The sequence below is a fragment of the Fibrobacter sp. UWH4 genome, assembly GCF_900142475.1.
Classification (GTDB): domain Bacteria; phylum Fibrobacterota; class Fibrobacteria; order Fibrobacterales; family Fibrobacteraceae; genus Fibrobacter.
In genome coordinates this window covers 520,301-546,284 of the sequence record NZ_FRAY01000003.1, presented here as the reverse complement: position 1 = coordinate 546,284, position 25,984 = coordinate 520,301, and the positions used below count along the sequence as shown (strand labels likewise).

The window sequence follows — 25,984 nt, the reverse complement described above, 5'->3', positions numbered from 1 at the left end:
AAAATCATGCGTGATCAATTCGAAAGCCCGCTTATCAAGCGTTATGCTAGCAAGGAAATGAGTTTCATCTTCAGCCCGCAGTACAAGTTCCAGACTTGGCGGAGGCTCTGGATTTACCTCGCCGAATCCGAAATGGAACTCGGCCTCCCCATTACGCAGGAGCAGGTGGACGAACTGAAGGCCCACGAGAAGGACATCAACTTCGAAGTCGCCGAAGAAGAAGAAAAGCGCCGCCGTCACGACGTGATGAGCCACGTTTACGCTTACGGCGTCCAGTGCCCCAAGGCGAAGGGTATCATCCACCTCGGTGCAACGTCTGCATTCGTGGGCGACAACACCGACCTTATCCAGATGCAGCAGGCCATGATTCTCGTGCGCAAGCGTCTTTGCCGCGTGATGGACAAGCTTTCCAAGTTTGCGATGGAATACAAGGACATGGCCCAGCTCGGCGCCACCCACTTCCAGGCTGCCCAGCTCACGACTGTCGGTAAGCGCGCTTGCCTCTGGCTCCAGGACTTGCTCATTGACCTCGAAGAACTGAACTTCCTCATCGAAGTTCTCCCGTTCCGCGGCGTGAAGGGCACCACCGGTACGCAGGCCAGCTTCATGGACCTGTTCAACGGCGATGAAGAAAAGATTATGGAACTGGACCGCCGCGTGACCGCCAAGGCGGGCTTCAAGCGCGTGCTCACCATCACCGGCCAGACTTACACCCGTAAGTGGGACAACCGCGTGAACCAGGTGCTCAGCTCCATCGCTCAGAGCTTGCACAAGTTCGCCACCGACATGCGCCTCATGCAGGGCGTCAAAGAAGTGGAAGAACCCTTCGAAAAGACACAGATCGGCTCCAGCGCCATGGCTTACAAGCGTAACCCGATGCGTAGCGAACGCATTTGCTCCCTGGCCCGTTTCGTGATGGCCCAGGTGAACAGCACCGCCTTCACGCAGGCGACGCAGTGGTTCGAACGTACCCTCGACGATAGCGCCAACAAGCGCCTCGCCATTCCGGAAGCGTTCCTCGCCATGGATGCCATGCTCATCATTGCTGAAAACGTCACCAACGGCCTCGTGGTTTATCCGAAGGTTATTGAAAAGCGTATCATGGCCGAACTCCCGTTCATGGCCACCGAAAACATCATCATGGAAGGCGTCAAGAACGGCGGTGACCGTCAGGAACTCCACGAAGAAATCCGCGTGATGTCCATGGAAGCGGGCAAGGTCGTCAAGGAACAGGGCAAGGACAACGACTTGCTCGAACGCGTCTTGAAGAACGAAAAGTTCCAGAAGCTCGGCATCACCGAAGCGAAACTCAAGGAAATCCTCGACCTCCGCAAGTTCGTGGGTCGCGCTCCGGGCCAGGTCGTGAAGTTCGTGACCGAAGAAGTCCGCCCGGCCATTGAAGCTGTGAAGGACTGGGCGAACATTGACGCCGGTGAACTGAAGGTGTAATTTTTTGCAGAATAATTAACGGAGTTTTTATGTCCAATTATTGTCCTGTTATCGGTCTTGAAATCCATTGCCAGCTCGCAACTAAGACGAAGATGTTCTGCGGCTGCGAAATCGAAGTGAATACGACCCCGAACAAGCACGTTTGCCCTGTTTGCCTCGGTATGCCGGGTGCCATGCCCGTGCCGAACAAGAAGGCGGTGGAATACGCGATTCGCCTTGGGCTTGCGCTCAACTGCGAAATCGACCTGAACGCGATGTGGACCCGCAAGAACTACTTCTACCCGGACCTGCCGAAGGGCTACCAGATTACCCAGACGGGCGGACTTCCGGTGTACGACCACCCGATTTGCAAGAACGGCTGGCTCGAGATTGTCAAGGAAGACGGCACCAAGAAGCGCGTGGGCATTACCCGTATCCACATGGAAGAAGATGCCGGTAAGCTCATCCACGACATGAGCCCGACCGATTCCCACTTCGACGCGAACCGCTGCGGCACTCCGCTCTGCGAAATCGTGACCGAACCGGATATCCGTAGCCCCGAAGAAGCCGTGCTCGTGCTCAAGAAGATCAAGCAGACGCTGGAATACACGCGCGTTTCCAATGCCAATATGGAAAACGGCAACATGCGCTGCGACGGCAACATTTCTCTCCGCAAGAGCGAAGACGCTCCGTTCGGTATCCGCGCCGAAATCAAGAACCTGAACAGCTTTACGAACCTCGAAAAGGCCCTGTACTGCGAAATGAACTTGCAGGCCTCGACCCTCGATGCCGGTAAGGAAGTGGAACAGTGCACCAAGCGCTACGACCCCAACGCCGATAAGACTATTGTGATTCGCTCTAAGGAAGACGCCCACGACTACAAGTACTTCCCGGAACCGGACATGGTCCGCCTCGTGACCGACCCCGCCTTCGTGGAAGAAATCCGCCGCACGCTTCCGGAACTGCCGGATGCCCGCCGCAAGCGCTTCATGGACGACTTCGGTGTTTCCGAATACGACGCCATGGTGCTGACCGAAGACCGCGACGTGAGCGAATGGTATGACACCGCCGCGAAGAACTGCAAGAACGGCAAGGTGCTCGCCAACTGGGTGATTACCGAACTCCTCGCCAAGGTGAAGGAACTTGAAGGCGGCCTCTCTGCCCTCAAGATCAAGCCCGAAGACCTGTGCAAGCTCGTGAACCTCATTGCCGACAACACCATCAACGGTAAGATTGCAAAGACGGTCTTCGCCGAGATGTTCGAGACCGGCAAGGATCCCGAAGCCATCGTGAAGGAAAAGGGCCTTGTGCAGGTGACCGACACCGGCGCCATCGAAGAAGTGGTCCGTGCCGTGTGTGCCGAAAACGCTGCCCAGTTCGCCGAATTCAAGGCAGGCAAGGTGGCACTCAAGGGCTTCCTCGTGGGCATGACCATGCGCAAGTCCGGCGGCAAGGCCAACCCGGGCCTCGTGAACCAGATCCTAGACAAGCTCGCGAAGGAAGGTTAAGACGAGAGACGAAAGACGAGAGACGAAAGAAGCAAGGTCGCTGAGCTCGCCGAAGCGCCTTGTTTTTGCTGTTCTCCTCGCCCTGTTCCTCGCGATTCCCGCAGCAGCCGCGGATAAGCTCGACAAGTACGACAGCGCCTATGTAAGCACGCTGAACATGACCGACGAAGAAGCGGCGGAACTCTACGGCATCGACTCGACCAAACTGAACCAGGGCCCGACTCTTCAGGAGCTCAACGAAGAAAATCCGAGCTACGTCAAGCGCGACTACAACCACCGCCAGCAAGTCATCGTTGGCAGCGTGGTGATGCTCTGCGTCGCCGTCGCCATGGTGCTCATGAACAATTACAACCCGAAACGATAATTATACGGATTGTATATTATTTGACTGTAAACTTGCGGGTTTTGATTAAAATAATGAAATTTCGTTAAAAAAGGCTATTTTTGTATAGTCTTTTTCTTGACTTCAAGAACTGGTAAACCTATATTAATAGGTATGAAGTCGGTTCTTGAATATAAAGATTATCACCTCTATATGCAGGATTACTACGATGAGCGCAAGCGTCTCGGTGCGTTCTCGTGGCGAGAATTCTGCAAAAGTGCCGGATTTACTTCACCTAATTTTTTAAAGCTTGTATGCATGGGCCAAAGCAGGCTCAGCCGTCCCAAAATTGCGAATGTGGCTCATGCCATGGGACTTGTCGGTTTTGAAGAAGATTATTTTCGTGAGCTCGTGACATTCTGCAATGCTGAAAACGATTCCGTTAAAAAGGCAGCCTTGCTCGAAATGGAAAAAATCGCGTTGGAGCACAAGGTGCGTGTTGTCGATAGCGATGCTTTCCAGTATTATGAATCCTGGAAATATCCTGTAATCAGGGAGCTTGCTCCGATGATGTCAGGGGCAAAACCGCGTGACATCGCCGATGTTTGTAAGGAACATGTATCTGCCGAAGAGGTTCGTGATGTTTTGGATTTCTTGGTTAAAGCGGGGTTCTTGAAAAGAGAGGCTGAAAAGGTCTATTCGCAGACGGAACAGACCGTGATTGGTTCGAAAGAGGCTTTGCCTATCGCAATCCGCGCCATGCATAAAGAAATGGCTGGCATGGCGGCGCGCGCTGTCGATCGTTATTCTGCAAGCGAACGTCATTTTACGGGTGTTACTTTCAGCGTGAACGAAGAGGCTTACAAGAGAATAACCCAAGAACTTGATGACTGCTGCAGGAAGGTTCTTTCCATCGCAAACGAGTACAAAGATCAAGATCAAGTTTTCAGAATCAATTTCCAGCTTTTCCCGGTGACTGATAAAATCAAGGAGCCGCACCATGCTTAAGAAAATTGCTTTAGCCATAAGCCCCGTCGTTGCGGTAATTTGGACTGCCTGCTCCAGCAACGATGTTGCGGGTGGGACCATCGACCCGAATTCAATTGCTGAAATCAGCAGTTCTTCGATCGAAAATACTGATGTTGTTTTAAGCAGTTCTTCGATCGAAAATATTGATGTTGTTTTAACCAGTTCTTCGCAGAATGCGGGGACGCTTAGTTCATCGAGTGCACGCGAAGACAATAACATTTCGTTTGTTTCCAGTTCATCAATACAAGATTCTGATCCTAATCTTTTGCCGGAGAGTTCTTCTTCGATGAACGACTCGAAAAATCTTGAGGAATCTAGTTCTTCTGAATATCCAGATGTATTGCCGGAGAGTTCTTCATCTGAGATTGAAGATCGTTCACGTCAGTTGGTAACAGACGTTTACATTCGATGTGTGCTATTAGCAGAAGACTCGTTGCTAGAATCTTCTGGGGATGATGTCGATTACCCGCTGCCGGAAGCTTATAGGTATGTCGGTACCGAGCGTACAGGCTTTACTATTAAGTGGCTAGAACTTACTGCTGGTGTGGCTGCAAAAAATTTCGAAGTTGGTGTGTCTGGTGATACGGTCTACGTAAAAGCAACTTTCGATTACACGAATGCACAGAGGCACAGGTGTCTCTCCCAAATTGACTTTGCTGTGGACAATGATTCCGCTTACACTTATGCAACGCTGCTCAATTTCCAAAATGACATTGATTCTCGGTCCTCGGGAGTGATGCGAATTTTCGATATGGATGTGATTCCTGAGTAGCCTCTCAAACAGACCTTGCAAAACAGCCTCCTTGGAAGGCTGTTTTTTTGTATTATACGGAATGTATAATATTCTATATTTGTATTAATTAAATTTAATAAAAATTTTTGAAATTTTGTAAAAATCGTTAATATTGTATAATATTTGTGTTGATTTTAGCCTGGCTAAAACGTATATTGTTTACAGAAATCAATAACAAACCATGGAGGTTCATATGAAAAAGGTTCTTACTGCTGCAGCGACTCTTTCGCTTTTGCTCATTGCCTGTGCTGATGATTCGTCTTCGGGTATGGCACCCGTTATTAGCGGGGGAGACAGTTCTTCGTCTATAGAAGAATCGTCTAGCTCGGAAAATCTTTCTTCGGCGACAGCACCTTTATCTAGCACGACAATCGAATCTTCATCTTCAGAAGAGATTGAATCTTCTTCGTCTGCGATTTTTAGCGTTGAAAAACAGGTGAGAAATATCAGCGCGAAATGCATGTACAGAGAAGAAATTAATACAGCTGAAATTGTTGACGGCCCTGGCGGAATTCAGCCGGTATCTACGATTTCAACGGTCGTTAAGAATGGGTTTGTGACTGTTACATTGGACGTAGGCGACATTCCGTGTGGTTCAACTTTCGAGAACATTAAAGTTACGGTAGAAAGCGATACACTTGTTGTCGTTGGCGATTTCGTTGATTCTTTTTTGGACTGCGTTTGTCCGACAGCGTTTTCTTTCGAAGTAGAATATGACCCTGCTTTTAATACGGCTAACTATACCAAATTCAACAAGGGTTTTGTTATGCCTTTGCATAAAATAGATCCGTCTATAGCGCAGGAACTGGAACCCTCTTATAGCATGGTGACAAAGGATTTTAATGCCGAATGCAAGAATCATCTCGATAAGGCGGTTGATGAACCAGTTGATTTCAACGATAACGACTTGGTCGCGCAGATCGACACTGCATGGAGAGCCGATATTGGCTGGAAAGATGCAACGATTGCGTGGTACATAAATGAGGGGGAAACAACAACGATCGTTATTGACGAAGTGGACAAGCCTTGCGGAGCCGTTTTTACAGGATTCGATGTGGTTGCCAAGGGAGACACATTCTATGCTCAATCGAAAATTGACCCGGCAAGTCCGATTGCTAACTGCATCTGCCCGACGCGTATTACGCTTGAAATCAAGCAACGTCCGGAAGTTGGTATGCCGCATTACCTCTTGTTAGACGGCGATCAATTATTCGTTTTGGCTGACGCAATGTCTTTGGTTGATTAATAAGATTTTTTTTATATTTGTGGGTATGAAGTACACAGACGAAGCAAAACAGAATTTCAAGGCCCTCTCCAATAACCCTTATCCCGGTCGTGGCATCGTGCTCGGCGAAAGTGCCGACGGCAAGTCCTACGTGCAGGTGTACTGGATCATGGGCCGTAGCGTGAACAGCCGCAACCGCGTGTTCGAAATCGAACGGTCGACCGGCTTCATGAAGACCAAGGCCTTCGACGAATCGAAGCTCACGGACCCGCACCTGATTATCTACTACCCGGCACGTCACACTGCCGACGTCCAGATTATCACGAACGGCGACCAGACCGACACGATTTACGATGCCATCAAGCTCGGCGGCACCTTCGAGAGCGCCCTCCGCACGCGCCAGTACGAAGACGACGCCCCGAACTTCACTCCGCGTATTTCCGGCATCCACTACAAGAACGCAAGCCCCGCCGTGTACAAGCTCTCTATCCTCAAGAGCCGAAACAACAGCGAAGAAGCTGGTTGCGAACGCATGACGTTTGAATACGAGAAGGCTTTGCCCGGTCTCGGCCACTTCATCAGCACCTACGAAACTGATGGCAGCCCGATTCCGTCTTTCAACGGTTTCCCGAAACTGATGCCGATTTTTGACAACGCCGAAGACACGCTCAAAAAGTACTGGGCCGCCCTCGACAAGGACAACAAGGTGTCGCTCATGGTCAAGTGGATTGACAAGAAGACCTTCAAGGCCAAGACCCTGATCGTGAACAAGAACAAGTAATTGCTATATTTGCCAACGAATTTCAACAATCAACACAAGAAGGTCTAACAATGGCTAAAATTCCTGCAGTTCTTATCTTTGGCGCACCGGGTTCCGGCAAGGGTACCGTCGGCGCAAAGCTCGCTGCTACTACCTCTCTCAAGCACATTTCTACGGGCGACATCTTCCGTGGCATTGCTCCTTCCAGCGAATCCGGCAAGCTCCTCGCTTCTTACTCCAGCAAGGGTCTCCTGGTTCCGGATGAAGCTACTGTCGAAATTTTCGGCCGCTTCATCGAGGGCCTCATCAATACGAACAAGGTAAACCCGGATAAGGATACCCTCCTCCTCGACGGTATTCCCCGCACGGTCGCCCAGGTCAAGCTCATCGAATCCGTGGTCGACGTGAAGCACATCTTCGTGCTCGACATCAAGGACGAGAAGACCATCGTGGCCCGCCTCCTGAACCGCGCCAAGATTGAAGGCCGTAAGGACGACGCCGACGAAGCCGTGATCAAGAACCGCCTCAAGGTGTACAAGGAATCCACCGCCAAGGTGCTCGGCAAGTACAGCAAGTCCATCATCAGCCGCATCAACGGCGACAACACTCCGGACGAAGTGTTCTGCGACACCCTCGCCGCCTATGTGAAGTTCTGCAAGAGCGCTTGCAAGGCTTCTGCCAAGAAGGCTCCGGCTAAGAAGGCTAAAAAGAAGTAATCTTACTTAAGCCCCAAAGCTTGAAGAGACCGTGGAGAATGTCCGCGGTTTCTTTTGTTTTTGGGGGTCGAAAATTTTTGTTGAATAAATGAGAAAAACTTAAAAAAAACTTCCAAAAAAAGTCTGTGTTTTTCTATTTTTACGAAAAAGTGATTTTAAGGAAAAAAAATGGAACCGAATTCGCAATATTCTTCTTCCACATCTAGTTCTGCTTCTCACAATAAGGATGATGACGAAATCGATTTGCTCGAAGTCTTGGGAATCCTTTTAAAGCATAAGCTTTTTCTTTCTGTTTGTATAGTCTTTGGCTGTATTGTCGGTTTTTTGGTCTCGAATTGGATGACTCCGCAATATACGAGCGACGCTCTTTTGCAGATTGACGTTAAGGGGAACAAGGCGGGTAAGGCCATGGGCGAAATGGGTGCCCTTCTGGATGTAGCGAGCCCCGCCGAAGCAGAAATTGAACTCTTGAAAAGCCGCATGGTGTTGAGCTTTGTGGTGGAACAGGAACACCTTTGTTTCAACGCTTACCCGGTTGGTGTTCTGGACCGCTTGCTGCATAAGCAGGGCCGCATGGATATTGAGAATCTTTATATTCCCGAAATTGCCCGTATTGAAAAATGGACAGCCGAAGTGGTTAGTGAAAACGAAATTGCCGTTTACACGCCGGAGGGGGTGAAACTGTTGCAGGGTCCGGTAGGGGAGCGCCTGACTGCGGCCTATGGTGGCGATACTTTGGTCATTCAGGTAAAGCGCCTGTTGGCGACTCCGGGGCAGAAATTTGTAATCGCGCAGTCCGAACCTCTAGACGCGGTTCGTGGGTTGGTGAAATCGCTGGATGTCGCGGAAAAAGGCAAACAGACGGGAATTATCGGAGTCTCTTATACCAACCGCTATGCAGACAAGGCCGCGTCTGTGTTGAATTCCATTGCCAATATCTATCTGCGCCAGAATGTCGAAATGCGCAGTGCCGAAGCCGAAAAGACTTTGGAATTCTTGGAAGCGCAACTTCCGGGCGTCAAGGCCAAATTGGATACCGCAGAAAAGGCACTGGCCGATTACCGCTTGAAAATCGGTTCTGTGGATATGTCGGGTGAAACGAGGTCTCACCTTGAAAAGGTGGCCGAACTTGAAAAGCAGATTCTTGAACTGGACCAACAGCGTCAAGAAGCCACGCGTCTGTTTAAGGAAGAACACCCGGCGGTACAGACCATTATGCAACAGCAGGGGCGTCTGCGTTCTGAACTTTCTAGGTTGAAAAAGTCTGCTGAAAATATGCCGCGTACACAGCAGGACGTGTTGAGCTTGCAGGAAGAGGTGGCTGTGAACAATGCTCAGTACACTGCGATGTTGAATAACATCCAACAGCTCCGCGTGGTGCGTGCCGGTGAAGTCGGTAACGTGCGCATCGTGGACTATGCCCAGATTGAACGTGAGCCGAGCAAGCCGAACAAGAAGGTTATCTTTGCGGGCTGTGTCGGCGGCTGTTTTCTCTTGGGGGCCCTGCTGATTTACTTGCTGCAGATGACCAAGCGTGGCGTTCGTAGTTCTCTCGAAATTGAACGTGAAACGGGTATCAGTGTTTATGCCAAGATTCCGAAGGCTGAAAATGCAATTCTTTCTAAGCGCAATAAGGGTAAGTATACGAAACCCCTTGTAGAAGACGATCCCGAGTCTCCTTCGAGCGAGGCCTTGCGTTCCCTTTATACCGCTATTGAATTTGCGACGACGGATCTGCGTGTCATGATGGTGACAGGTATGATTCCGGGTGTGGGTAAATCATTTGTTTCTAAGAATATCGCAGCCTTGTTTGCCGGTTCTGGCAAGAAAACTCTGTTGATCGATGCAGACATGCGTCGCGGTGTAATTTATAGCCATCGTAAGCAGGGCCTTGGCGATGTTCTTTCGGGACATTGTTCTTTGGATTCTGCCATTGCTGATTCCATTACGAAAAATTTGTTTGTGCTGGGTGCCGGTAAGACCGATGTTTCTCCGAGTGAACTTTTGCGTGGAGATACCTTCAAGAATCTTCTTGAAGAAGCTAAGTCCAAATATGATATCGTGATTGTCGATACTCCGCCTCTGGAATTGGTGACGGACTCCGAATTGATTTACCCGATTGTCGACTTTGCCCTGTTCGTGCTGCATTACGGTAAACATTCTATGGACCAGATCAAGGAATCCATGATGAAACTCGACCGTTGCTGCGAAGGCAAGTCGCGTGCGTTCGTGATGAACCATTGCGAACACGAGGGCCATGGGTATGGCTACGGTGGTTACGGCTACTACGGCAAGTACGGGTATTACAACAAGGACAAGAAGAAAAAATCGTAGTCCTTAAGGATTGAATGCGGCTGAGCCGCACGTTGTCATGCCCGGCTTCGACCGGGCATCTCCGTTTTTAGAAAGTTTCTTTTTCTATATTTGCGCCTATGAAAATCTCCCTATACGATACGACTCTCCGTGACGGTAATCAAGACCGTAAGATAAGCCTTTCTCTTGCCGACAAGTTGCAGATTGCGCGAATTCTTGACCATTTCGGTTTTGACTATATCGAAGGGGGGTGGCCCAATCCGAGTAATCCGACCGACGAGGAATTCTTCCAGAAGATCAAGGAAGTCAAGCTGAAGCACGCAAAGATTGCCGCCTTCGGTTCGACTCGTCGTCCGAAGGTTTTGCCCGAGAACGATCCGCTGCTGCAGGCGCTCGTGAAGTCCGGTGCACCCGTCAAGACGATTTTCGGAAAGAGCTGGGACCTGCATGTGACCGATGTCATCCGCACGACTCTCGAAGAGAACCTCGACATGATTGAGTCTTCGGTGGCGTACCTCAAGGAACATTCCGAAGAGGTAATTTACGATGCGGAACATTTCTTTGATGGTTACAAGGCGAATCCCGAGTACGCCATCGAGACTCTGAAGGCCGCGGAACTCGGCCACGCCGACTGCATCGTGCTGTGCGATACCAATGGCGGAACGATGCCGTGGGAACTCGAAGAAATCGTGAAGGAAGTGAAGAAGAAAATTTCGACACCGATCGGAATCCATGTGCATAACGATGCGGGACTTGCCGTGTGTAATAGCATCTATGCCGTCAAGAACGGTGCGACCATGGTGCAAGGCGTGGTAAACGGTTACGGTGAACGTTGCGGTAACGCGAACCTCACGACCATTGCTGCAGACCTCCATTTCAAGATGGGCGCGAAGTTCTTTGCCGCAAAGAAGATGGCTAGGCTTCGTCAGTTGAGCAGCAATGTGGACCAGATTGTGAACCTGCCGAGCGATGTGCATGCCCCGTATGTGGGCGATGCAGCCTTTGCGCATAAGGGCGGAGCACACATCGATGGCGTGATGAAGGTTTCTCGCAGTTTTGAACATATCGACCCGCATGCCGTCGGTAACGACCGCGTGTTTGTCACCAGCGACCAGGCCGGCGGTTCTCTCGTGGTAGAAAAACTGAAGGCCATCAAGCCGGGTATCGACAAGAAAGACCCCGTGGTGGGCAAGCTCCTTACACTTATCAAGGAACGCGAAAATGCCGGTTGGCATTTCGATAGCGCCGAGGCAAGCTTCAAGATGCTTGTGTACCGCCAGCTGGGAATGGTGGAAGAACCGTTCAAGGTGCTGAACTACCGCGTTATCGAAGACAAGACTCCGCAGGGGGTTTCTGTGTCGCAGGCGACGGTCAAGCTTCAGGTTGGCGACAAAATCAGTCACCAGGTGAGCGAAGGTGATGGCCCGGTGAATGCTTTGGATGCGGCGCTCCGCAAGGCATTGCTCCCGTTCTTCCCGAATATGGCGAAGGTCAAGCTTGACGACTATAAGGTGCGCGTGCTTGGAAGCAACGTGGCATCCGACGCTACGGTGCGCGTATGGACCACCTTCGGCGACGAGAAGGGCTACTGGAACGTAGTCGGCGTTTCGAGCAACATTATCGAAGCGTCCTGGATGGCGTTTGTCGATGGCCTTACCTACAAGATTCTGGTGGATAACAAGGTCATCGAAGGTGCCTACAAGCATTTGGACGTGAAGCCTGTTGAACCGGCCAAGGCGAAAGAAGCTACTGCACCTGAGAAAGCGAAAAAGTTGACTGCTCGCAAGGTCCGTAACCTCGCTGGTGTTTCAAGGAAAAAATAAGCCATGCAAATTACAAAAGTTACTCCGAAATCTGCTGAAATTGAACGCATCTGCGGGCGCGAAGTCGGCGGATTTGTTTTTTGAAAGATCTGGCTGTCAACTGGAATTTTTAGAACCTGGTAAAGAAACCGTTATCCATGCGGAAGGTGCGTTTCTTTGGAGAGCTTCTCTTGTTAACGAAGACAAGAATCTTGTTGCAAGGGGCTTCAAACTCATTCAGTATGGAGAACAGCCTGTATTTGTAGAAGGTGACTGGGCTGGCACAATTCATGCAGCAAAAGCTCAATTGATTTTGGGGCAGACTGTAAAAAATGTATACGGAAGATTCCTTGGAAATGGAGTAACAGTTCATCAGAACACCGATGTTTATCGTGTTGACTTCAATCCGATTCTGCCATCGTTAAAAATTTCATTTAAATAGGAGGCTTGGGATGAATAAAGTTCTAATGACAATAGTGTTTCTAACGACGATGTTGTTATCAGCTGAGTTTGATAATCCTCAAAGTAATTTCAGACAAGGAACACAATTAGAATTCGGACTAAATTACATAGCTTTCAATTTTGGAAAAACCTGTTCCTTGAATTATATTAATTGTGTTACGGACGAGTATGGTCCCCTTTATGGATTTGCTTATTATTCAACATTAGATACAAACTTTGCTGTATTTGTAAACGTTTATGCTAGTAGAATCACTATTTTTAATATTCATACAGGTTCTTTTTTCGAAGAAAGAGATATCACGCTTAGCCAAATACTTAAACAGGAATTTATTAATCTGCAAGAATGGGGTGTTGTAAATATATCAAAGGATAGTGCATCTAGTTTAATAGATAGAATGGTTTATAATATGCTTGAATGCAAAGTAGATATGGCGGATATCTACAACGCAAATGATATGGTTTCTGTATATACGCATATAGCGTCATGCGACACCTTTGAATGTTGTGCGGAGCCAACTGATGGTGGAACTGCAATGATTGAGAACTGGTGGACTTTGCTTCCTGATGAAAAGCCGACTTCCATTTCCAAGACCCCGATCAAAAATAGATTCCGTCTGTCTCGCATAAGTCGAGAAATGTTCATTGTTGATGGACTCAATGAAACGGTTCCTTACAAGCTATTTGATGTCAACGGTATCCTCTTGAAACAAGGCCGTACTGAAAACGGGCAAATCTATGTTCCCAAGACACCCTCCATCTTAGATATCGAACATAAGAAAGTTTTGTTGAAATAACTTTTTGTTTTTTTTATCTTTGTAGATGTCTAATATCTTATTTCCTACTATGATTATTACAAAAGTTACTCCGAAATCTGCTGAAATTGAACGCATCTGCGGGCGCGAAGTCGCTCCGTCCAGAGAAATCCATGACAAGGTGATGCAAATCCTTGCCGACATCAAGAAGGGCGGTATCGCCAAGGCGACGGAATACGCCCAGAAGTTCGACGGCCTGAAGGGCAAGAACATCCGCGTGCCGGTTTCGGCCATCGCGAAGTCTGCCGCCAAGTGCCCCAAGGAACTCCAGAAGGCCTTGAAGCAGGCTATCAAGAATGTTCGCGACTTCCACAAGAACCAGATGGAAGAATCCTGGCTCATGGAAGGGGCCGATGGTGTAGTCCTCGGTCAGCGCATTCGCCCCATGAAGCGCGTGGGTCTTTACGTGCCGGGTGGTGCTGGCATTTATCCGAGCACTGTGATTATGAACGCTGTTCCGGCTCTGGTGGCTGGCGTTCAGGATATCGTGGTCGTGACCCCGATCAAGGGCGAAATCAACCGTGCTGTGGCATTCGTGCTTCAGGAATTGGGCATTGAAGAAGTCTACCACATCGGTGGCGCTCAGGCGATTGGTCTCTTGGCTTATGGTGCCAAGGACGCCAAGGGCAAGATCGTCGTGGAACGCGTCGACAAGATTGTGGGCCCGGGCAACGTCTTTGCCGCTATCGCCAAGAAGGAAGTCTTCGGTGTCGTGGATATCGACATGGTGGCTGGTCCCAGCGAAGTGCTCGTGATGGCCGATAACACCTGCGATCCTGACTTTGTCGCTGCAGACCTGCTTTCCCAGGCGGAACACGGTTCCGGTTTTGAAGCCGCTATCTGCATTACCGACAACATGGAAACGGCCCAGATGATTTCTGCTTGCGTTGATGTGCAGGTGGAAAACTCCCCGAAGAAGGAACTCCTTGAAAAGGTGCTCGGTAACTTCGGTCGCATCTTAGTGGTGAAGGATTGGTTCGACGGTGTTGAAATTGCGAACCGCATTGCTCCGGAACATTTGGAAGTCATGACCGCCGAAGCAGAATCCATGGCTGCGCAGATCGAGAACGCGGGTGCCGTGTTTATCGGCCCGTGGTCGAGCGAACCGGTGGGCGACTATTTTGCGGGTCCGAACCATGTGCTGCCGACGAACGGCACGGGCCGCTTCTTCAGCCCGCTAGGAGTCTACGACTTCCTCAAGCGTATGAGCATCATCCGCTACAGCGAGAAGGCCATCAAGAAGAATGCGAAGGCCATTGCCGCCGTTGCAACCGAAGAGGGCTTTATCCACCACGCTGCTGCGGTGCTTAAGAGACTGTAGTCGCTCTTGGATCCCCTCCCTGACGGTCGAGGATGACTTCAGGGATGGCGGTCGGGGATGACTTCAGAAGTGACCTTGAGGATGAATTCTATAAATTAAAAGGCTCCTTCGGGAGCCTTTTTTGCAATTTGACTTATTTGCTGTTTACCCGGTCAGAATAGGAACATGGAGCCCTCGCCCAGATTCAGGCACACGCGGTTGCGGCCTGATTCCTTGGCGTGGTAGAGCGCGTCGTCGGCGCGCTTGATGATCGTTTCGACGGAGTCTCCGTCCTTGCGTTCCGTGAACCCGACGCTGATCGTGACTGAAATAAAATCTTTCTTATCCAGAAGCGGAATCTTCATAGATTCTACACTGGCGCGAAGTCTTTCACCGACAATTTTCGCGTTCTCGATGTTTGTTCCCGGCAAGAAAATCGTGAATTCTTCGCCGCCGTAGCGTACGGGCATATCGGTGGGGCGCAGGCATTGGAGAATCGCCTTGGCCACCGCGATAAGCACCTGGTCGCCGACGAGGTGGCCGTAGGTGTCGTTGACATTCTTGAAGTGGTCGATGTCCAGCATGAAGGCCGAAAGGTGCAGGTTTCCCGCGTTGCTTCGGTTGAGTTCGCGCGTGTACATTTCTTCGAGCCAGCGACGGTTGTGCAGGCCCGTAAGCGAGTCCACCTTGGCGTTTTCTTCGATGCAACGGATATGGTATTCTTCTTCGCACACCACCTTGTTGTTGTTGCGTAGGCGTCGACTCAGAAGTTGCAAAAAGTTCAGGCACAGATCGTGCGAAGCGTTGAGCATGGCGAGTGCGGTGTCGCCATCGATAATCAGGATTTTGCAGTTTTCCTTGGCGAAGACCTTGGCGCTCGGTTTGATGTTGTCAAAAATGGACATCTCTCCGGCGCAGTGCCCTGGATGGATATGGTCAATGTACATACCGCCCTGGGATTCCACATGTACTTCCAGAAGGCCGTCTAGGAGAACTAGAAGACGACGCCTGGGCTTTTCAGGGTCGATAAGGAGTGTGCCCGGTTCAGGGAAAATCGTTTTACAGCCAAGCAGGTAACCGGCAAGGCTTTCGAAGGCGACATTCCTGAAAATATCCTGTCGCTGAAATTCTGCCCTGGATATGGGCAGTGTCTCTAGTTCGTTCGCACTCATACCATAATTATATACAAAAACTTTTCAAAACGAAAACAGAAAATACTACTTTTTGAAAAAAACACGCGAGAATACTAGTTTATATGGCAAAAACAATACTCCAATCTGTACTATTCCAAGGTAAAATACAGGATATCCTCATCTCGGGAAAAAAGTTTGCGAAGGTGGGGCGCCCGCTTACCGCCCGTGATTATGACAAGGCCGATGTGGTAAATTGCAAGGGGCTTGCCATTGTACCGCCTTTCTATAACGGACACACTCATGCCGCCATGACCCTTTTGCGTGGGTATGCCGATGATATGCCGCTCCAGAAGTGGTTGCAGGAATACATTTGGCCGTTCGAGGCAAAGCTCACTGCCAAGGATATTGAAATCGGGTCTCGCCTAGCCGTGCTTGAAATGATCAAGTCGGGAACGGTTTTCTTCTCGGATATGTACTGGCGCCGCGAAGTGACGATGAAGGTCGTTAAGGAAATGGGGATTCGTGCGGCGATTGGAGTGACGGTTGCCGAAAATCTGGATTCCCCGGAACATATCGAAGAAAATTTCAAGTTCCTGCAGGACCATCGTTATGAATCCGATCGGGTAAAGCTTGCAGTGATGCCGCATTCCATTTATACGGTGGGCGAAAAGATTTTCAAACGTTGTGCGAAATTGGCTCTTGAAGAAAACTATGTTTTGCACACTCATTTGTCTGAAACCTTGATCGAAATCAAGGATTGCAAGAAACAGTACGGTTGCTCTCCGGTCGAACTTTTGGCAAAGTGGGATGTTCTGGGTGACCACCTGGTGGCGGCACATTGCGTTCATTTGTCCGAATACGATATGGCGTTGATGGCCGAATCGGGTTCTGCCGCGATTCTGAATCCCTGCTCGAATTTGAAACTGGGGAGCGGAATCCCGAAAGTGAATGCTCTCTTAGATAGCGGAATGTTGGTTGGCCTTGGAACTGACGGGGCTTCGTCGAACAATAACCTCGACATGCACGAAGAAATGAAGCTGATTTCGCTTTTGGCGAAGGTGGAACCCAAGACTGGCAAGGCGGAATCGTTGCCGGCGGAGGTGGCGCTCAAGTTGGCGACTTCAAATACGGCATTGGCTTATGGCATTCCGGCGGGCGTGATTGCCGAAGGATTCCTGGCAGACGCCTTGCTGCTCGACCTGAAAAACGAACGCCTCGTCCCGAACCATAACCTGGTGAGCAACTGGGTCTATGCGGCCGATTCCTCTGCGATTCATTCCGTGATGTGTAACGGAAAGTTCGTGATGAAGAACCGCCATGTCGATGGTGAAGAGGATATTTTGAAGGACGTGCAGAAAATTGCGAAAAAAAGTTAATTCCCGGCCTATATGAAAAAAGTGGCTTGGCGAAAGCTTCGATAAACGGGTGGACTTGAGTCTACCCGTTTGAATTATTGGTCGTCGCTGTCGACGTCGCAGGAATCGTTTTGCTGCGGGGCGACAACTGGTCTGCTGCTCTTGGCGCTATAGATGAGTTCTGCCATGAACAGCTCCTTGAGCTTAGCGAGGCCCGCATCTTTTTCGAGGTCCAGCTGGTAGGGCGACATGCGCGCCTGCTTGCGGACGGCAAGTTCGCTTTCGTTGAAGGCTCTCGACTTGACCGTAAGCATTACCGGGGTCTGCAATTTTTCTTCGAGAATCTGCTTTAAGCGCTCCAGGTACTCTGGGTGCTCTTCCATCTGCTTGATTCCCCAAACTTCGCTGGCGGTGTCGCCAAGGTAGGTGAGCGCGATGGGGAAGGGGGTGACTTTCGGGTCGCCGGTTTCGAGGACGGTATCGTTCAGGGCGACCGAGAAGGCGAAGTCACCGGAATCGGCGATGTGCGTCTTGATGGAACCCCAGACGGCAGAAATTTCGTAACGACTGTAAACGTCGCCATTGTAGCCGTTGGCGATTCCGTTCTGTAGGGCGGCAAAGGGATTTTCGTCCTGTTGCTGTAAAGCCTTGGCTTCTTCCACGGCATCCAGCATGTTCTGGACTTCAGTTACTTTTTTTTTTAACGCCTCGTCGGAGGCGCTGCTCGAAGCTTTGGAAGGATCGTTAATCGCGGCAAGAGCGCGTCTGAGATCCGTCAGCCTGTCGAGCCAAGCCATGCGGGCGAATGTCGTTTCGACAAGGAGTCGCGGGTTCGTGCTGTAGCGGAGGGTGCCCTGCAAGTCGATAAGCATCTTGCTGATGCGCAGGATGTCTCCGTTCTTGAGTTCGGGAACGGCGCTCTTGTACTTGGTGTACAGCTCCTCGGAAATGTTAATCACGTCAGGCGTGAAGGCGTCGAGGCGGGCGTAGAGCATGTTCCTGAGGAACTTGCCGAAACCGTCGAGAAGCGGTGTAAATTCGATTCCGCGCTTGCAGGCGTCGTCGACCATCTTGAAACATTCCTTGAGGTCGTGATCCTTGATGGCGTTAATGAGCGTAAAGAACAGTTCGACGGGAGGAATGCCGAGAACGCTACGGACCGATTCGGCGGCCATCTCGTTACCGGTAAAGGCGTAGGCCTGGTCGAAGTAGGTGAGGCCGTCGCGCATGGAACCGTCGGCTTTTTCGGCGAAAATGTCGAGGGCTTCGTCGGTGGCGTTGATGCCTTCCTGTTCGCAGATGTAGCGCAGACGGCTGCGGATTTGTTCTACGGTCAGTCGCTTGAAGTCGAATCGCTGTACGCGGCTGAGAATCGTTTGCGGCACCTTGTTGACTTCGGTGGTCGCGAAGATGAAAATGACATGTTCAGGCGGTTCTTCGAGCGTTTTGAGGAGCGCGTTGAAGGCTCCGTTCGAGAGCATGTGGACTTCGTCGATAATGAAAATCTTGTACTTGCCGATGACGGGCGGATACTGCACGCGCTCGATCACGTCGCGGATGTTGTCGACGCCGGTGTTGGAGGCGGCGTCTATTTCGAACACGTCCATCGGGTTTCCGCCAGCGATGTCCTTGCAGCTTTCACACTGTCCACAGGGGTGGAGCGGATCGCCGCCGGTGCAGTTGAGCGTGCGGGCGAGGATACGGGCACTGGTAGTCTTACCGACACCGCGGGTTCCGGTGAATAGGAATGCGTGGTGGAGTCGTCCTCCTTCGATTGCGTTCTGGAGGGTCTTTGCGATATGTTCCTGTCCGACCATGTCGGAGAAAGATTGCGGACGCCACTTACGGGCCATTGCTACGTATGCCATAGCCTAAAAGTAGTAAAATGAGCTTGAAATTCGGAATTCAGATTTCAGAATTCGGAGCTTTTAAAATGAAAAGTAAAAAAGCGTCATTGCAAGGAGCGAAGTGACGAAGCAAACCATTTTCATTTTGTATCTTTGCAAAAAAAAATTGAGGTAAACATGAATTCGAATTTGGCTCTTTTGATTCTTTCTTGGCAGGTGGCTTGTCTTTATCACGAATCCGAAACCGACAAGCTTTTGCCGGGTTCCACTTCGGCAACGGAAGCCGAAAGCGATACGCTGGATGCGATTCATGACGAACTGACCCCGGATGTTTCTTGGGACGATTTCAACAACACCTATGCGAAGTTTAAATCGGCTAAGGACCGTGCCGCTGCTTGTGTCGAGGCCATCAAGAATGAGTCTGGCGAATTCAAGAGCAAGGTTCTTGAATCGATGCTCCGTGTAGCGAACGCCTCTAAAGAAAACGAAAACGAAAGCAACGTGTCGCCCGAAGAAATGGACTTTATCCAGCAGATTCGTGAAGCGCTGGAATAGCGATGAGGTCGGCGTGACCGCCTCTGAGGGCGCTACGCTTTGAGCTGTGAGGCCGCACACGTTGTGTGCTATGAGTATCTAAATAATGAGAGCCCCTGTAAGGGGCTCTTTTTGTATCTCACAGCATTCCGAAGAAATGCGCGCTCATTGCTCATAGCTCAAAGGGCCGTGAGGCCCGAGCTCACACCTATCTCAGCACGATGTCGCCGTTGGCGACGAGCTTGTCACGCAGCTTGTTGTGGGCCTTGTTGACTTCGTCGTCGGTAAGGGTGCGGTCCATGGCCTGGTAGGTCAGACTGTAGACCATGTTCTTCTTGCCGGCTTCGATCTTGTCGCCTTCGTAGATGCTCTTGAGCGTAATCTTCGCGAGGTTCTTCGGGTTCAGGCCCTTGATGCGTGCAAGAATCTGTTCGTGAGTCATGGTCTTGTCGACTTCGATGGAAATGTCGCGGCTAGACGGTACCTGGCGGCTGAACGGTTCGAACACGATCTTCTTGTGGGTGGCGTGTTCCATCTTGTCCATGTCGAGTTCCATCACGTAGGTGCTGTAGCCGATATCGAAAGCGGCCATGGCGGTCGGGTGGAGTTCGCCCATGGTGCCGAGCACCACGCCGTCGGCGAGGACTTCGACTTGCTTGCCCGGGTGCAGGTAAATTTCAGCCTTGGCAGGCACGCGGAACTCCACTACGAGGCCCACGCGCTTGAGGAAACTCTGCACCAGCCCCTTGAAGGCGGCAAAGTCGATCTGGGCAGGCTTGTCGTTGAGCGGGTTTACATCGAAGGCGCCTGCAACGGCGAGGGCGACGAGGTTCGATTCGTCGAAGCCCGGATCGCGCACGTCCTTGCGGTCGCGCTTGAACTGACCCTTGGCCACTTCGAACAGGCGAACGGAACCAGGGCGGTTCTTTTCGTTTTCGGCAACGCTCTTGAGAAGATTCGGGAGGAGGCTGGTCGGAACCACGCCGAGTTCATCGGAAAGCGGGTTGAGAAGCGCTGCGGGCTTGCTGCGGCGGTCGTCATTTTCTGCACCGAACAAAGCTTCGGTGCGGGCCTTGCTCGTAAAGCGAAGGCTCAGGCATTCGTGCAGGCCCATTGCAGAAAGCGTCTTGCGAATCTTACGGTTCAGGACTTCGATCGGCGGAAGTTCGTTCGGCTGCATCTTGAAGGAGGGCAGCGTGTACGGGATGTTGTCGAAACCGATAAGGCGGGCGACTTCTTCGATAAGGTCGACTTCGCGTTCGAGGTCGGGGCGGAAACCCGGAATCCTGAAGGTGATGGATTCGGCGTCTTTCTTCACGACTTCGAGAGCGATACCAGTGAGGTACTTTTCGATGTCGGCAGCATCAATCTTCATGCCGATAATCTTTTCGGCGCGGGCGGTGCGGAGCGTGACTTCGTTGAGAGCCTTCTTGTGGTCGTCGCCCGTGTATTCGACGGTGCCCTTGAGAATGCGGCCACCGGCGACTTCTTGAATCATGGCGCAGGCGTAGCGGCTGTATTCGTCCTGGGTGGTAAAGTCGATTTCGCGTTCAAAGCGGTAGCTGGAATCGGTCGAGATGCAGAGACGCTTGGCCTGCTTGCGGACGATGGTCGGGTTGAACCAGGCACTTTCGAGGAACACGTTCTTGGTGGTGTCGACTATTTCGGATTCAACGCCGCCCATCACGCCGGCTACGCAAGCCGGACGGTCGCCGTCGCAAATCACGAGGTCGTTTTCGACGAGTTCGTGAGCGGTGTGGTCGATGGTTTCGATCTTTTCGCCCTTCACGGCGCGGCGCACCTTGATCTTGTTGCCATGGAGCTGGTCCATGGCGAAGCTGTGGAGCGGCTGGCCCACGTCCATCAGAATGAAGTTCGTGATGTCCACCACGTTGTTGATGCTGTTCATGCCTACAGCATGCAGGAGCTTTGCGAGCCATGCCGGGGACTTTTCAACTTTTACGTCTTTGATGACGCGTCCCACGTAGCGGGAACAACCGCAACCGGAATCCACTTCGAGGCTGATGGCAGAGCTTGCTGCTTCGGAGTCTTCCTTGAGTTCGTAGGCGAGCGGCTTCAGCGGACGGTTGAACTTTGCGGCCAGTTCGCGGGCCACGCCACGGTGGCTTAATGCATCCGGGCGGTTCGGGGTCACGTTCAGTTCAAAGCAAACGTCGTAAAGGCCGAGACTTACGAACGGGGTGCCAGCGGGAATGCTGTCGTCGAGAACCATGATGCCTGCGTGGTCGTCGCTGAGGCCGATTTCGTCTTCGGCGCAAATCATGCCGAAACTTTCGACGCCACGAATCTTGGACTTCTTCATCTTGAGCGTGCCACCGTCAGGGAGCGGAAGTTCCGCACCAATCGGGGCGAGCACCACGGTCTGGTCTGCAGCCACGTTCGGGGCTCCGCAAACAACCTGGATGACTTCCTTGCCGTCGTTCACGGTCGTGATGTGCAAATGGTCGCTGTCCGGGTGGGCATCGCAAGTGAGAACTTTTGCGACAACGAGCTTTTCATAAACCTTGCCCGGTTCTTCCATACCTTCGACTTCGAGACCGACGGCGGTGAGAGCCTTTGCAACTTCTTCCGCAGATTCCGGAAGATCCACATGACGTCTGAGCCAATTCAAAGAAACTTTCATCTTTTCCTCTTTAAAATGCGGCGGCAAAACGATTATTTATTCCTTCGCCGATTCGTTATTTTTCGCAGGTAAATGTAGAAAATGTGGTTGCAAGTGCGTGGAGAATAACTAAATATTGAACAAGAAAGAAGGAGATTTTGTGATGAATGAAAATGCATCTAGCGAAAAAATGTACCAGGTATCTACCCTGAGTGCACTTGCGCTCGGTTACACGCGAACGGTTGTCAAAGTTCGTGATTTGCTGCAGAACGGGGATACGGGGCTTGGAACTTTTGAAAACTGCGACGGCGAGATGATTGTCGTGGATGGTCATTGCTACCGCGCTGCTGATGATGGCTCCGTAAGCGAGACTCCCGCTGATTTAGGTGTTCCATTTGCATCGGTCGTATTCTTAAAGAATCAGGAATCATTTGCGGTCGATGCCGTCGAGAATATTAATAGTCTCAAGGCATTGCTGAATGTGAAAATTGAGGAACACTTCGGTCTCAACAGTATGCATATGGTGCGGATAGACGGATTTTTCAAGAAGGTAAATGCCCGCTCCGAAAGCGGGCTCAAGGCGCATCATATTGAGTTGAAGGAGCTCCTGTTCGAAAGGCAGAAGTCATTTGAATTTGACAATATTGGAGGGACGCTAGTTTGTCTGTACTATCCCGATTATATGGATGGAATCAATGCGGCTGGGTGGCATTTCCACTTTGTTTCCGAAGACAAACGTTTTGGCGGACATGTCTTTGACCTTTCCCTTGAAAAGGGGGAGGCAAAGATGGAGAAAATTACATCCATCGAGTTGCAGCTCCCGCGAGAGGCCGCCTTTGACACTTATTCCCTGACCAGAGCTTCGCAAAAGGATATCAAGCAGGTCGAGCAGGGAAATAAATAAGTCTTTTATCGGTGCTCGTGGCGAATAGGCTTTAGTTGGTCCACGACGCTTTGCAGTTCCTTGGGGAGCGGACAATCGAGTACGATTTTGTCGCCGTGCCATACAAATTCTAGACGACAGCTGTGTAAGAAGAGCCTGTGCAGCCCGAGCTGTTTTTTGACTTCGCGGTTGAGCGCAAAATCGCCGTAGCGAGTGTCGCCGAGGAGCGGGTGTCCGATGCTTGCGAAATGGGCGCGGATCTGGTGCATGCGACCCGTTTCGAGCTTGATTTTTACCAGGTCGTAGCCTTCGTAATGCTGCTTGACACGGTAGTGGGTGATTGCCTGCTGGGCATCCTTGCCGGTTTCGCCGACCTTCATCTTGCTGCCCTTGGCGGCGTCGGTGCGGGTGAGCGTTTCGTTTATGGTTCCCTTGTCTTTTTTGAGGTTGCCTTTGACGAGCGCGTAATAGAACTTGTCAACTTCGTGTTCGCGAATCATGCGAGTAAAGTCGCGGAGCGTGTCGCCGTGGAGGGCGGCGATAATCATGCCCGAAGTTTCTTGGTCGAGGCGGTGGGCGATGGTGGGCTTGAAGTCAAGTCCTTCGCGGCGGCCCCATTCCCATAGGTATTCCACGAGGCTCTCGCCGGGGCGAGTGCCGGAACCCGGCTGGCTTGCAAGTCCCGAGGGTTTGTTCACGACCACATAGTCTTCGGTCTGGATGACAATGTCGAGTTCCTTGGCACCCCAAGAAGCGTTCCTTTCGTCTCTCGTCTTTAGTCTCTCGTCTGTTTTGCCCCAGGTGGACTTTGCTTTTGCAAAACCGGTGCTGGGTTGCTTCGTTCCTTCGGAACTCGCAACGATGTCTTTGGTTTCTGAATTCTGAATTCCGAAATCCGAATTGTTTTCGACGCTCTTGAAATTCTCGTAGATGCAGACGGTATCACCTTCCTGCAGCATCTGGTTCGCTTTACCAACGACGCCGTTCACGCGGACTTTCTTCTTGCGGATGACGGCGAAAAAGACCGACAGCGATTCGTCGGGGAATGCCTTGCGCAAAAAACGGTCGAGGCGCATGTTAGCAAAATTGCGGTCAATGAAGCGAGTAATCATAGGCTAACCTGAGGTGTGGGGTAAGAGGTCGGCACTACGTGCCTTTGAGGTTTAAGGTGTATTGGCTTTAAGCGGAGTGACCTCAAAGCGAATTTATGAGCGAAATCATTGCTCATACCAATTTATCCTTTTTCGCGTAGTGGGCGAGGCGAACGCCGTCGGCAGCGCTGGTGACAATTCCTCCGGAATACCCGGCGCCTTCTCCGAGCACAAACAGGCCGCGGGTATTCACACTTTCGAGTGTTTCGTTGTTGCGGCTCATGCGCAGCGGGCTGCTGGTGCGTGTTTCGGGGGCGACAATCAGGCCTTCTTCGATGAATCCGGGAATTTTCTTGTCGAAATTTTGGAATCCTTCGGCGAGGCTCTTGCAAATGGTCTTGTCTAGCCAATCCCAGAGATTGCTCTGTACGAGTCCGCAGGGGTAGGTGGATTTCGGGAGCGATTTGTCTTCGCGGTGGGCGAGGAACGCCTTGATGCTTTGGGCTGGAGCGGCGTAGTTCTTGCCGCCGACCGCGTAGGCGTCGCTTTCGATTTTACGCTGGAATTCGTGCCCGCCAAAGAGATTGTCGCTTGCCGCAATGGGCACGGCGATTGCCCCATTTGCAAAAGGCCCGTTGCGGCGGCTGTAGCTCATGCCGTTGGTGGCGAGGGTCCCGGGTTCCGAGGCGCAGGGCACCAGGACGCCACCCGGGCACATGCAGAAACTGTAGGCGCTGCTGGTTTTATTCAGTGTCGGGGTGGCGAGAAAATATTCGGCGGACCCTGTGAGCTTGGTATCTACATTCAGGCCGAGCTGGCGCATGTTGATGAGTGCTTGCGGGTGCTCGACGCGCACGCCCATGGCAAAAGCCTTGCTTTCGAGTGCGACGCCACGGGCGTGGAGCATTTCGTAAATGCTCCGGGCAGAATGCCCGACGGCGAGCACCAGCGCTTCGCAGGGTTTCCAGTAGGAATTCGATGATGCTGTATAAACGCTGCACTGGATCCCGTCACTACACTTCGTTTCGTTCCAGGATGACGTTGCGGAAGACTGATTTGATTCGCTCCAGGATGACGTTGCGGAAGACAGCTTCGTTTCGTTCCAGGATGACGTCGCGGAAGACTGCCTTGATTCGCTCCTGGATGACGTTGCGGAAGTCGGCCTTGTTTCACTCGGATTAACTCTTGTGATTGGGGCAATGGATTCTATCGGTCGGCCATAGCCTCGCTCCAGAATGACATTCCTCAATTTAATAGCGGTTATTTTCCCTTGCCTAATTTCGATGTCTTCAAGCGCTGTGCTAAAATGAATCTTGCCGCCGAGCCTTTCTATTTCTGCGCGCATTTTCCGCAGCAATAAAACGAGGCGGTCCGTGCCGATATGCGGCTTGGCGAAGGTCACGACCGATTCGTCGACTCCAAATTCGACCATGTCGTGTAGAACCTGTTCTGTGAACAGGTTCCGGGTGCGGGTATTCAGCTTTCCATCGCTAAAGGCCCCCGCACCGCCTTCGCCAAAAAGAACATTGCTGTAAGCGTTAAACTTGCGGTCTACAAAAAAACGCCTAATGTCGCGGAATCTTTCTTCGACGCATTTGCCCTGTTCGTACAGGTCTACCGCAAAACCTTTCCGCAGCAAATGTAAGGCTGCCCAAAGTCCGCTCGGACCCGCGCCAATCACGTCGATATGCCCTGGCATCGCGACACTATTTTTTTGCGGGTCGCTTTCAAGAGATTCCTTGTCACGCGTTGCCGCTACAAGTCCCTTGGCGTGATTCCCCGTGGCGCGGACTTCGCGCTTCAAGTCGAAAATCACATTGTAAGACCACTTGGGGTCGCCTTTCCGGCGGCAATCCAGCGAGAAACGCTCCACCTGCAAGTTGAAAATTTCTTCGGGGTGCAAGCGGAGTTCGCGGGCGAGTGCAGCTCGGTATTCCCCTTTCTTGGCAAGGGCGACGGAAAGTTCTCTGTAGCGGTAGGTGAACATTATTCCCAAATTTAAAAATAAAGGCCGCATCATACCGACGCGACCTTGTTAATCTTTAGGG

At 51.3% G+C, this 25,984-nt stretch carries 21 protein-coding genes; 16 read left to right on the top strand and 5 right to left on the bottom strand.

The window, feature by feature from the left end; genetic code table 11:
• Positions 1–6 precede the first annotated feature (6 nt).
• From purB to hisD, 13 genes are all read left to right on the top strand, one after another.
• Positions 7–1,449 carry an adenylosuccinate lyase gene (gene purB / locus BUA93_RS07670; protein ID WP_072978560.1) on the top strand — a complete coding sequence of 481 codons (1,443 nt, stop codon included), beginning with the start codon at positions 7–9 and terminating at the stop codon, positions 1,447–1,449.
• A 29-nt stretch (positions 1,450–1,478) separates the two neighbouring features.
• Positions 1,479–2,936 (top strand): Asp-tRNA(Asn)/Glu-tRNA(Gln) amidotransferase subunit GatB, encoded by a 1,458-nt coding sequence (gatB, locus tag BUA93_RS07665; protein ID WP_072978559.1) that lies wholly within the window; start codon positions 1,479–1,481, stop codon positions 2,934–2,936.
• Between the two features lie 157 nt (positions 2,937–3,093).
• Positions 3,094–3,300, top strand: coding sequence for a hypothetical protein (locus BUA93_RS16550; RefSeq protein ID WP_254793901.1), 207 nt, complete (start codon positions 3,094–3,096; stop codon positions 3,298–3,300).
• A gap of 132 nt (positions 3,301–3,432) precedes the next feature.
• Positions 3,433–4,266, top strand: coding sequence for a TIGR02147 family protein (locus tag BUA93_RS07655; protein WP_072978557.1), 834 nt, complete (start codon positions 3,433–3,435; stop codon positions 4,264–4,266).
• Positions 4,259–5,059, top strand: a complete 801-nt coding sequence (locus BUA93_RS07650) for a hypothetical protein (RefSeq protein ID WP_072978556.1) — start codon at positions 4,259–4,261, stop codon at positions 5,057–5,059. The genes BUA93_RS07655 and BUA93_RS07650 overlap by 8 nt, the downstream gene beginning before the upstream one ends.
• A 214-nt stretch (positions 5,060–5,273) precedes the next feature.
• On the top strand, positions 5,274–6,326 hold the full coding sequence (locus tag BUA93_RS07640) for a hypothetical protein (protein WP_139257868.1): 1,053 nt from the start codon (positions 5,274–5,276) through the stop codon (positions 6,324–6,326).
• Positions 6,327–6,351: 25 nt separating this feature from the next.
• A complete protein-coding gene (locus BUA93_RS07635) occupies positions 6,352–7,086 on the top strand; it encodes an IMP cyclohydrolase (protein ID WP_072978615.1) in 735 nt (244 codons plus the stop codon).
• Positions 7,087–7,136: 50 nt separating this feature from the next.
• Positions 7,137–7,781, top strand: a complete 645-nt coding sequence (locus tag BUA93_RS07630; protein WP_072978553.1) for an adenylate kinase family protein — start codon at positions 7,137–7,139, stop codon at positions 7,779–7,781.
• A 168-nt stretch (positions 7,782–7,949) separates the two neighbouring features.
• Positions 7,950–10,115, top strand: a complete 2,166-nt coding sequence (locus tag BUA93_RS07625; RefSeq protein ID WP_072978552.1) for a polysaccharide biosynthesis tyrosine autokinase — start codon at positions 7,950–7,952, stop codon at positions 10,113–10,115.
• 98 nt (positions 10,116–10,213) lie between these two features.
• Positions 10,214–11,917, top strand: coding sequence for a citramalate synthase (gene cimA, locus BUA93_RS07620; protein WP_083597224.1), 1,704 nt, complete (start codon positions 10,214–10,216; stop codon positions 11,915–11,917).
• Between the two features lie 40 nt (positions 11,918–11,957).
• Positions 11,958–12,338, top strand: a complete 381-nt coding sequence (locus tag BUA93_RS07615; RefSeq protein WP_139257866.1) for a hypothetical protein — start codon at positions 11,958–11,960, stop codon at positions 12,336–12,338.
• Between the two features lie 10 nt (positions 12,339–12,348).
• On the top strand, positions 12,349–13,152 hold the full coding sequence (locus BUA93_RS07610; protein WP_072978550.1) for a hypothetical protein: 804 nt from the start codon (positions 12,349–12,351) through the stop codon (positions 13,150–13,152).
• 49 nt (positions 13,153–13,201) lie between these two features.
• Positions 13,202–14,491 (top strand): histidinol dehydrogenase, encoded by a 1,290-nt coding sequence (hisD, locus tag BUA93_RS07605; protein ID WP_072978549.1) that lies wholly within the window; start codon positions 13,202–13,204, stop codon positions 14,489–14,491.
• A gap of 152 nt (positions 14,492–14,643) precedes the next feature.
• Here hisD and BUA93_RS07600 read toward each other — a convergent pair whose 3' ends face one another.
• Positions 14,644–15,642 carry a diguanylate cyclase gene (locus BUA93_RS07600; protein WP_072978548.1) on the bottom strand — a complete coding sequence of 333 codons (999 nt, stop codon included), beginning with the start codon at positions 15,640–15,642 and terminating at the stop codon, positions 14,644–14,646.
• Between the two features lie 83 nt (positions 15,643–15,725).
• On the opposite strand from BUA93_RS07600, the gene BUA93_RS07595 reads away from it, so the two are divergent.
• Entirely contained in the window at positions 15,726–16,979 is a 1,254-nt protein-coding gene (locus tag BUA93_RS07595) for an amidohydrolase (RefSeq protein ID WP_072978547.1), read from the top strand.
• 74 nt (positions 16,980–17,053) lie between these two features.
• Here the strand turns inward: BUA93_RS07595 and dnaX are convergent, their stop codons facing one another.
• Positions 17,054–18,826 carry a DNA polymerase III subunit gamma/tau gene (gene dnaX, locus BUA93_RS07590; RefSeq protein WP_072978546.1) on the bottom strand — a complete coding sequence of 591 codons (1,773 nt, stop codon included), beginning with the start codon at positions 18,824–18,826 and terminating at the stop codon, positions 17,054–17,056.
• A gap of 156 nt (positions 18,827–18,982) precedes the next feature.
• Between dnaX and BUA93_RS07585 the strand changes: the two genes are divergently transcribed.
• Positions 18,983–19,360 (top strand): hypothetical protein, encoded by a 378-nt coding sequence (locus tag BUA93_RS07585; RefSeq protein WP_072978545.1) that lies wholly within the window; start codon positions 18,983–18,985, stop codon positions 19,358–19,360.
• Positions 19,361–19,547: 187 nt separating this feature from the next.
• On the opposite strand, the gene pheT is transcribed toward BUA93_RS07585, so the two are convergent.
• Positions 19,548–21,983, bottom strand: a complete 2,436-nt coding sequence (pheT, locus tag BUA93_RS07580; RefSeq protein ID WP_072978614.1) for a phenylalanine--tRNA ligase subunit beta — start codon at positions 21,981–21,983, stop codon at positions 19,548–19,550.
• A 142-nt stretch (positions 21,984–22,125) separates the two neighbouring features.
• Here pheT and budA point away from each other — a divergent pair, with 142 nt between their 5' ends.
• Positions 22,126–22,866: an acetolactate decarboxylase gene (gene budA, locus BUA93_RS07575; protein WP_072978613.1), complete on the top strand. Its 741-nt coding sequence runs from the start codon at positions 22,126–22,128 to the stop codon at positions 22,864–22,866.
• 5 nt (positions 22,867–22,871) lie between these two features.
• Here the strand turns inward: budA and BUA93_RS07570 are convergent, their stop codons facing one another.
• Positions 22,872–23,957, bottom strand: a complete 1,086-nt coding sequence (locus BUA93_RS07570) for an RluA family pseudouridine synthase (RefSeq protein ID WP_072978544.1) — start codon at positions 23,955–23,957, stop codon at positions 22,872–22,874.
• A gap of 112 nt (positions 23,958–24,069) precedes the next feature.
• Complete coding sequence (locus BUA93_RS16545; RefSeq protein WP_254793900.1) at positions 24,070–25,923, bottom strand: NAD(P)/FAD-dependent oxidoreductase; 1,854 nt, start codon at positions 25,921–25,923, stop codon at positions 24,070–24,072.
• Between the last annotated feature and the right edge of the window lie 61 nt (positions 25,924–25,984).

Excerpts from the sequence above, each read along its gene's own strand:
- BUA93_RS07625 (WP_072978552.1), top strand. The coding sequence starts at position 7,950 with ATGGAACCGAATTCGCAATATTCTTCTTCCACATCTAGTTCTGCTTCT.
- purB (WP_072978560.1), top strand. The coding sequence starts at position 7 with ATGCGTGATCAATTCGAAAGCCCGCTTATCAAGCGTTATGCTAGCAAG.
- BUA93_RS07650 (WP_072978556.1), top strand. The coding sequence starts at position 4,259 with ATGCTTAAGAAAATTGCTTTAGCCATAAGCCCCGTCGTTGCGGTAATT.
- BUA93_RS07600 (WP_072978548.1), bottom strand. The coding sequence starts at position 15,642 with ATGAGTGCGAACGAACTAGAGACACTGCCCATATCCAGGGCAGAATTT.
- BUA93_RS07585 (WP_072978545.1), top strand. The coding sequence starts at position 18,983 with ATGAATTCGAATTTGGCTCTTTTGATTCTTTCTTGGCAGGTGGCTTGT.
- BUA93_RS07655 (WP_072978557.1), top strand. The coding sequence starts at position 3,433 with ATGAAGTCGGTTCTTGAATATAAAGATTATCACCTCTATATGCAGGAT.
- budA (WP_072978613.1), top strand. The coding sequence starts at position 22,126 with ATGAATGAAAATGCATCTAGCGAAAAAATGTACCAGGTATCTACCCTG.
- BUA93_RS16545 (WP_254793900.1), bottom strand. The coding sequence starts at position 25,923 with ATGTTCACCTACCGCTACAGAGAACTTTCCGTCGCCCTTGCCAAGAAA.
- pheT (WP_072978614.1), bottom strand. The coding sequence starts at position 21,983 with ATGAAAGTTTCTTTGAATTGGCTCAGACGTCATGTGGATCTTCCGGAA.
- BUA93_RS16550 (WP_254793901.1), top strand. The coding sequence starts at position 3,094 with ATGACCGACGAAGAAGCGGCGGAACTCTACGGCATCGACTCGACCAAA.
- cimA (WP_083597224.1), top strand. The coding sequence starts at position 10,214 with ATGAAAATCTCCCTATACGATACGACTCTCCGTGACGGTAATCAAGAC.
- BUA93_RS07630 (WP_072978553.1), top strand. The coding sequence starts at position 7,137 with ATGGCTAAAATTCCTGCAGTTCTTATCTTTGGCGCACCGGGTTCCGGC.
- BUA93_RS07635 (WP_072978615.1), top strand. The coding sequence starts at position 6,352 with ATGAAGTACACAGACGAAGCAAAACAGAATTTCAAGGCCCTCTCCAAT.
- BUA93_RS07610 (WP_072978550.1), top strand. The coding sequence starts at position 12,349 with ATGAATAAAGTTCTAATGACAATAGTGTTTCTAACGACGATGTTGTTA.
- BUA93_RS07595 (WP_072978547.1), top strand. The coding sequence starts at position 15,726 with ATGGCAAAAACAATACTCCAATCTGTACTATTCCAAGGTAAAATACAG.
- BUA93_RS07640 (WP_139257868.1), top strand. The coding sequence starts at position 5,274 with ATGAAAAAGGTTCTTACTGCTGCAGCGACTCTTTCGCTTTTGCTCATT.
- dnaX (WP_072978546.1), bottom strand. The coding sequence starts at position 18,826 with ATGGCATACGTAGCAATGGCCCGTAAGTGGCGTCCGCAATCTTTCTCC.
- gatB (WP_072978559.1), top strand. The coding sequence starts at position 1,479 with ATGTCCAATTATTGTCCTGTTATCGGTCTTGAAATCCATTGCCAGCTC.
- BUA93_RS07570 (WP_072978544.1), bottom strand. The coding sequence starts at position 23,957 with ATGATTACTCGCTTCATTGACCGCAATTTTGCTAACATGCGCCTCGAC.
- hisD (WP_072978549.1), top strand. The coding sequence starts at position 13,202 with ATGATTATTACAAAAGTTACTCCGAAATCTGCTGAAATTGAACGCATC.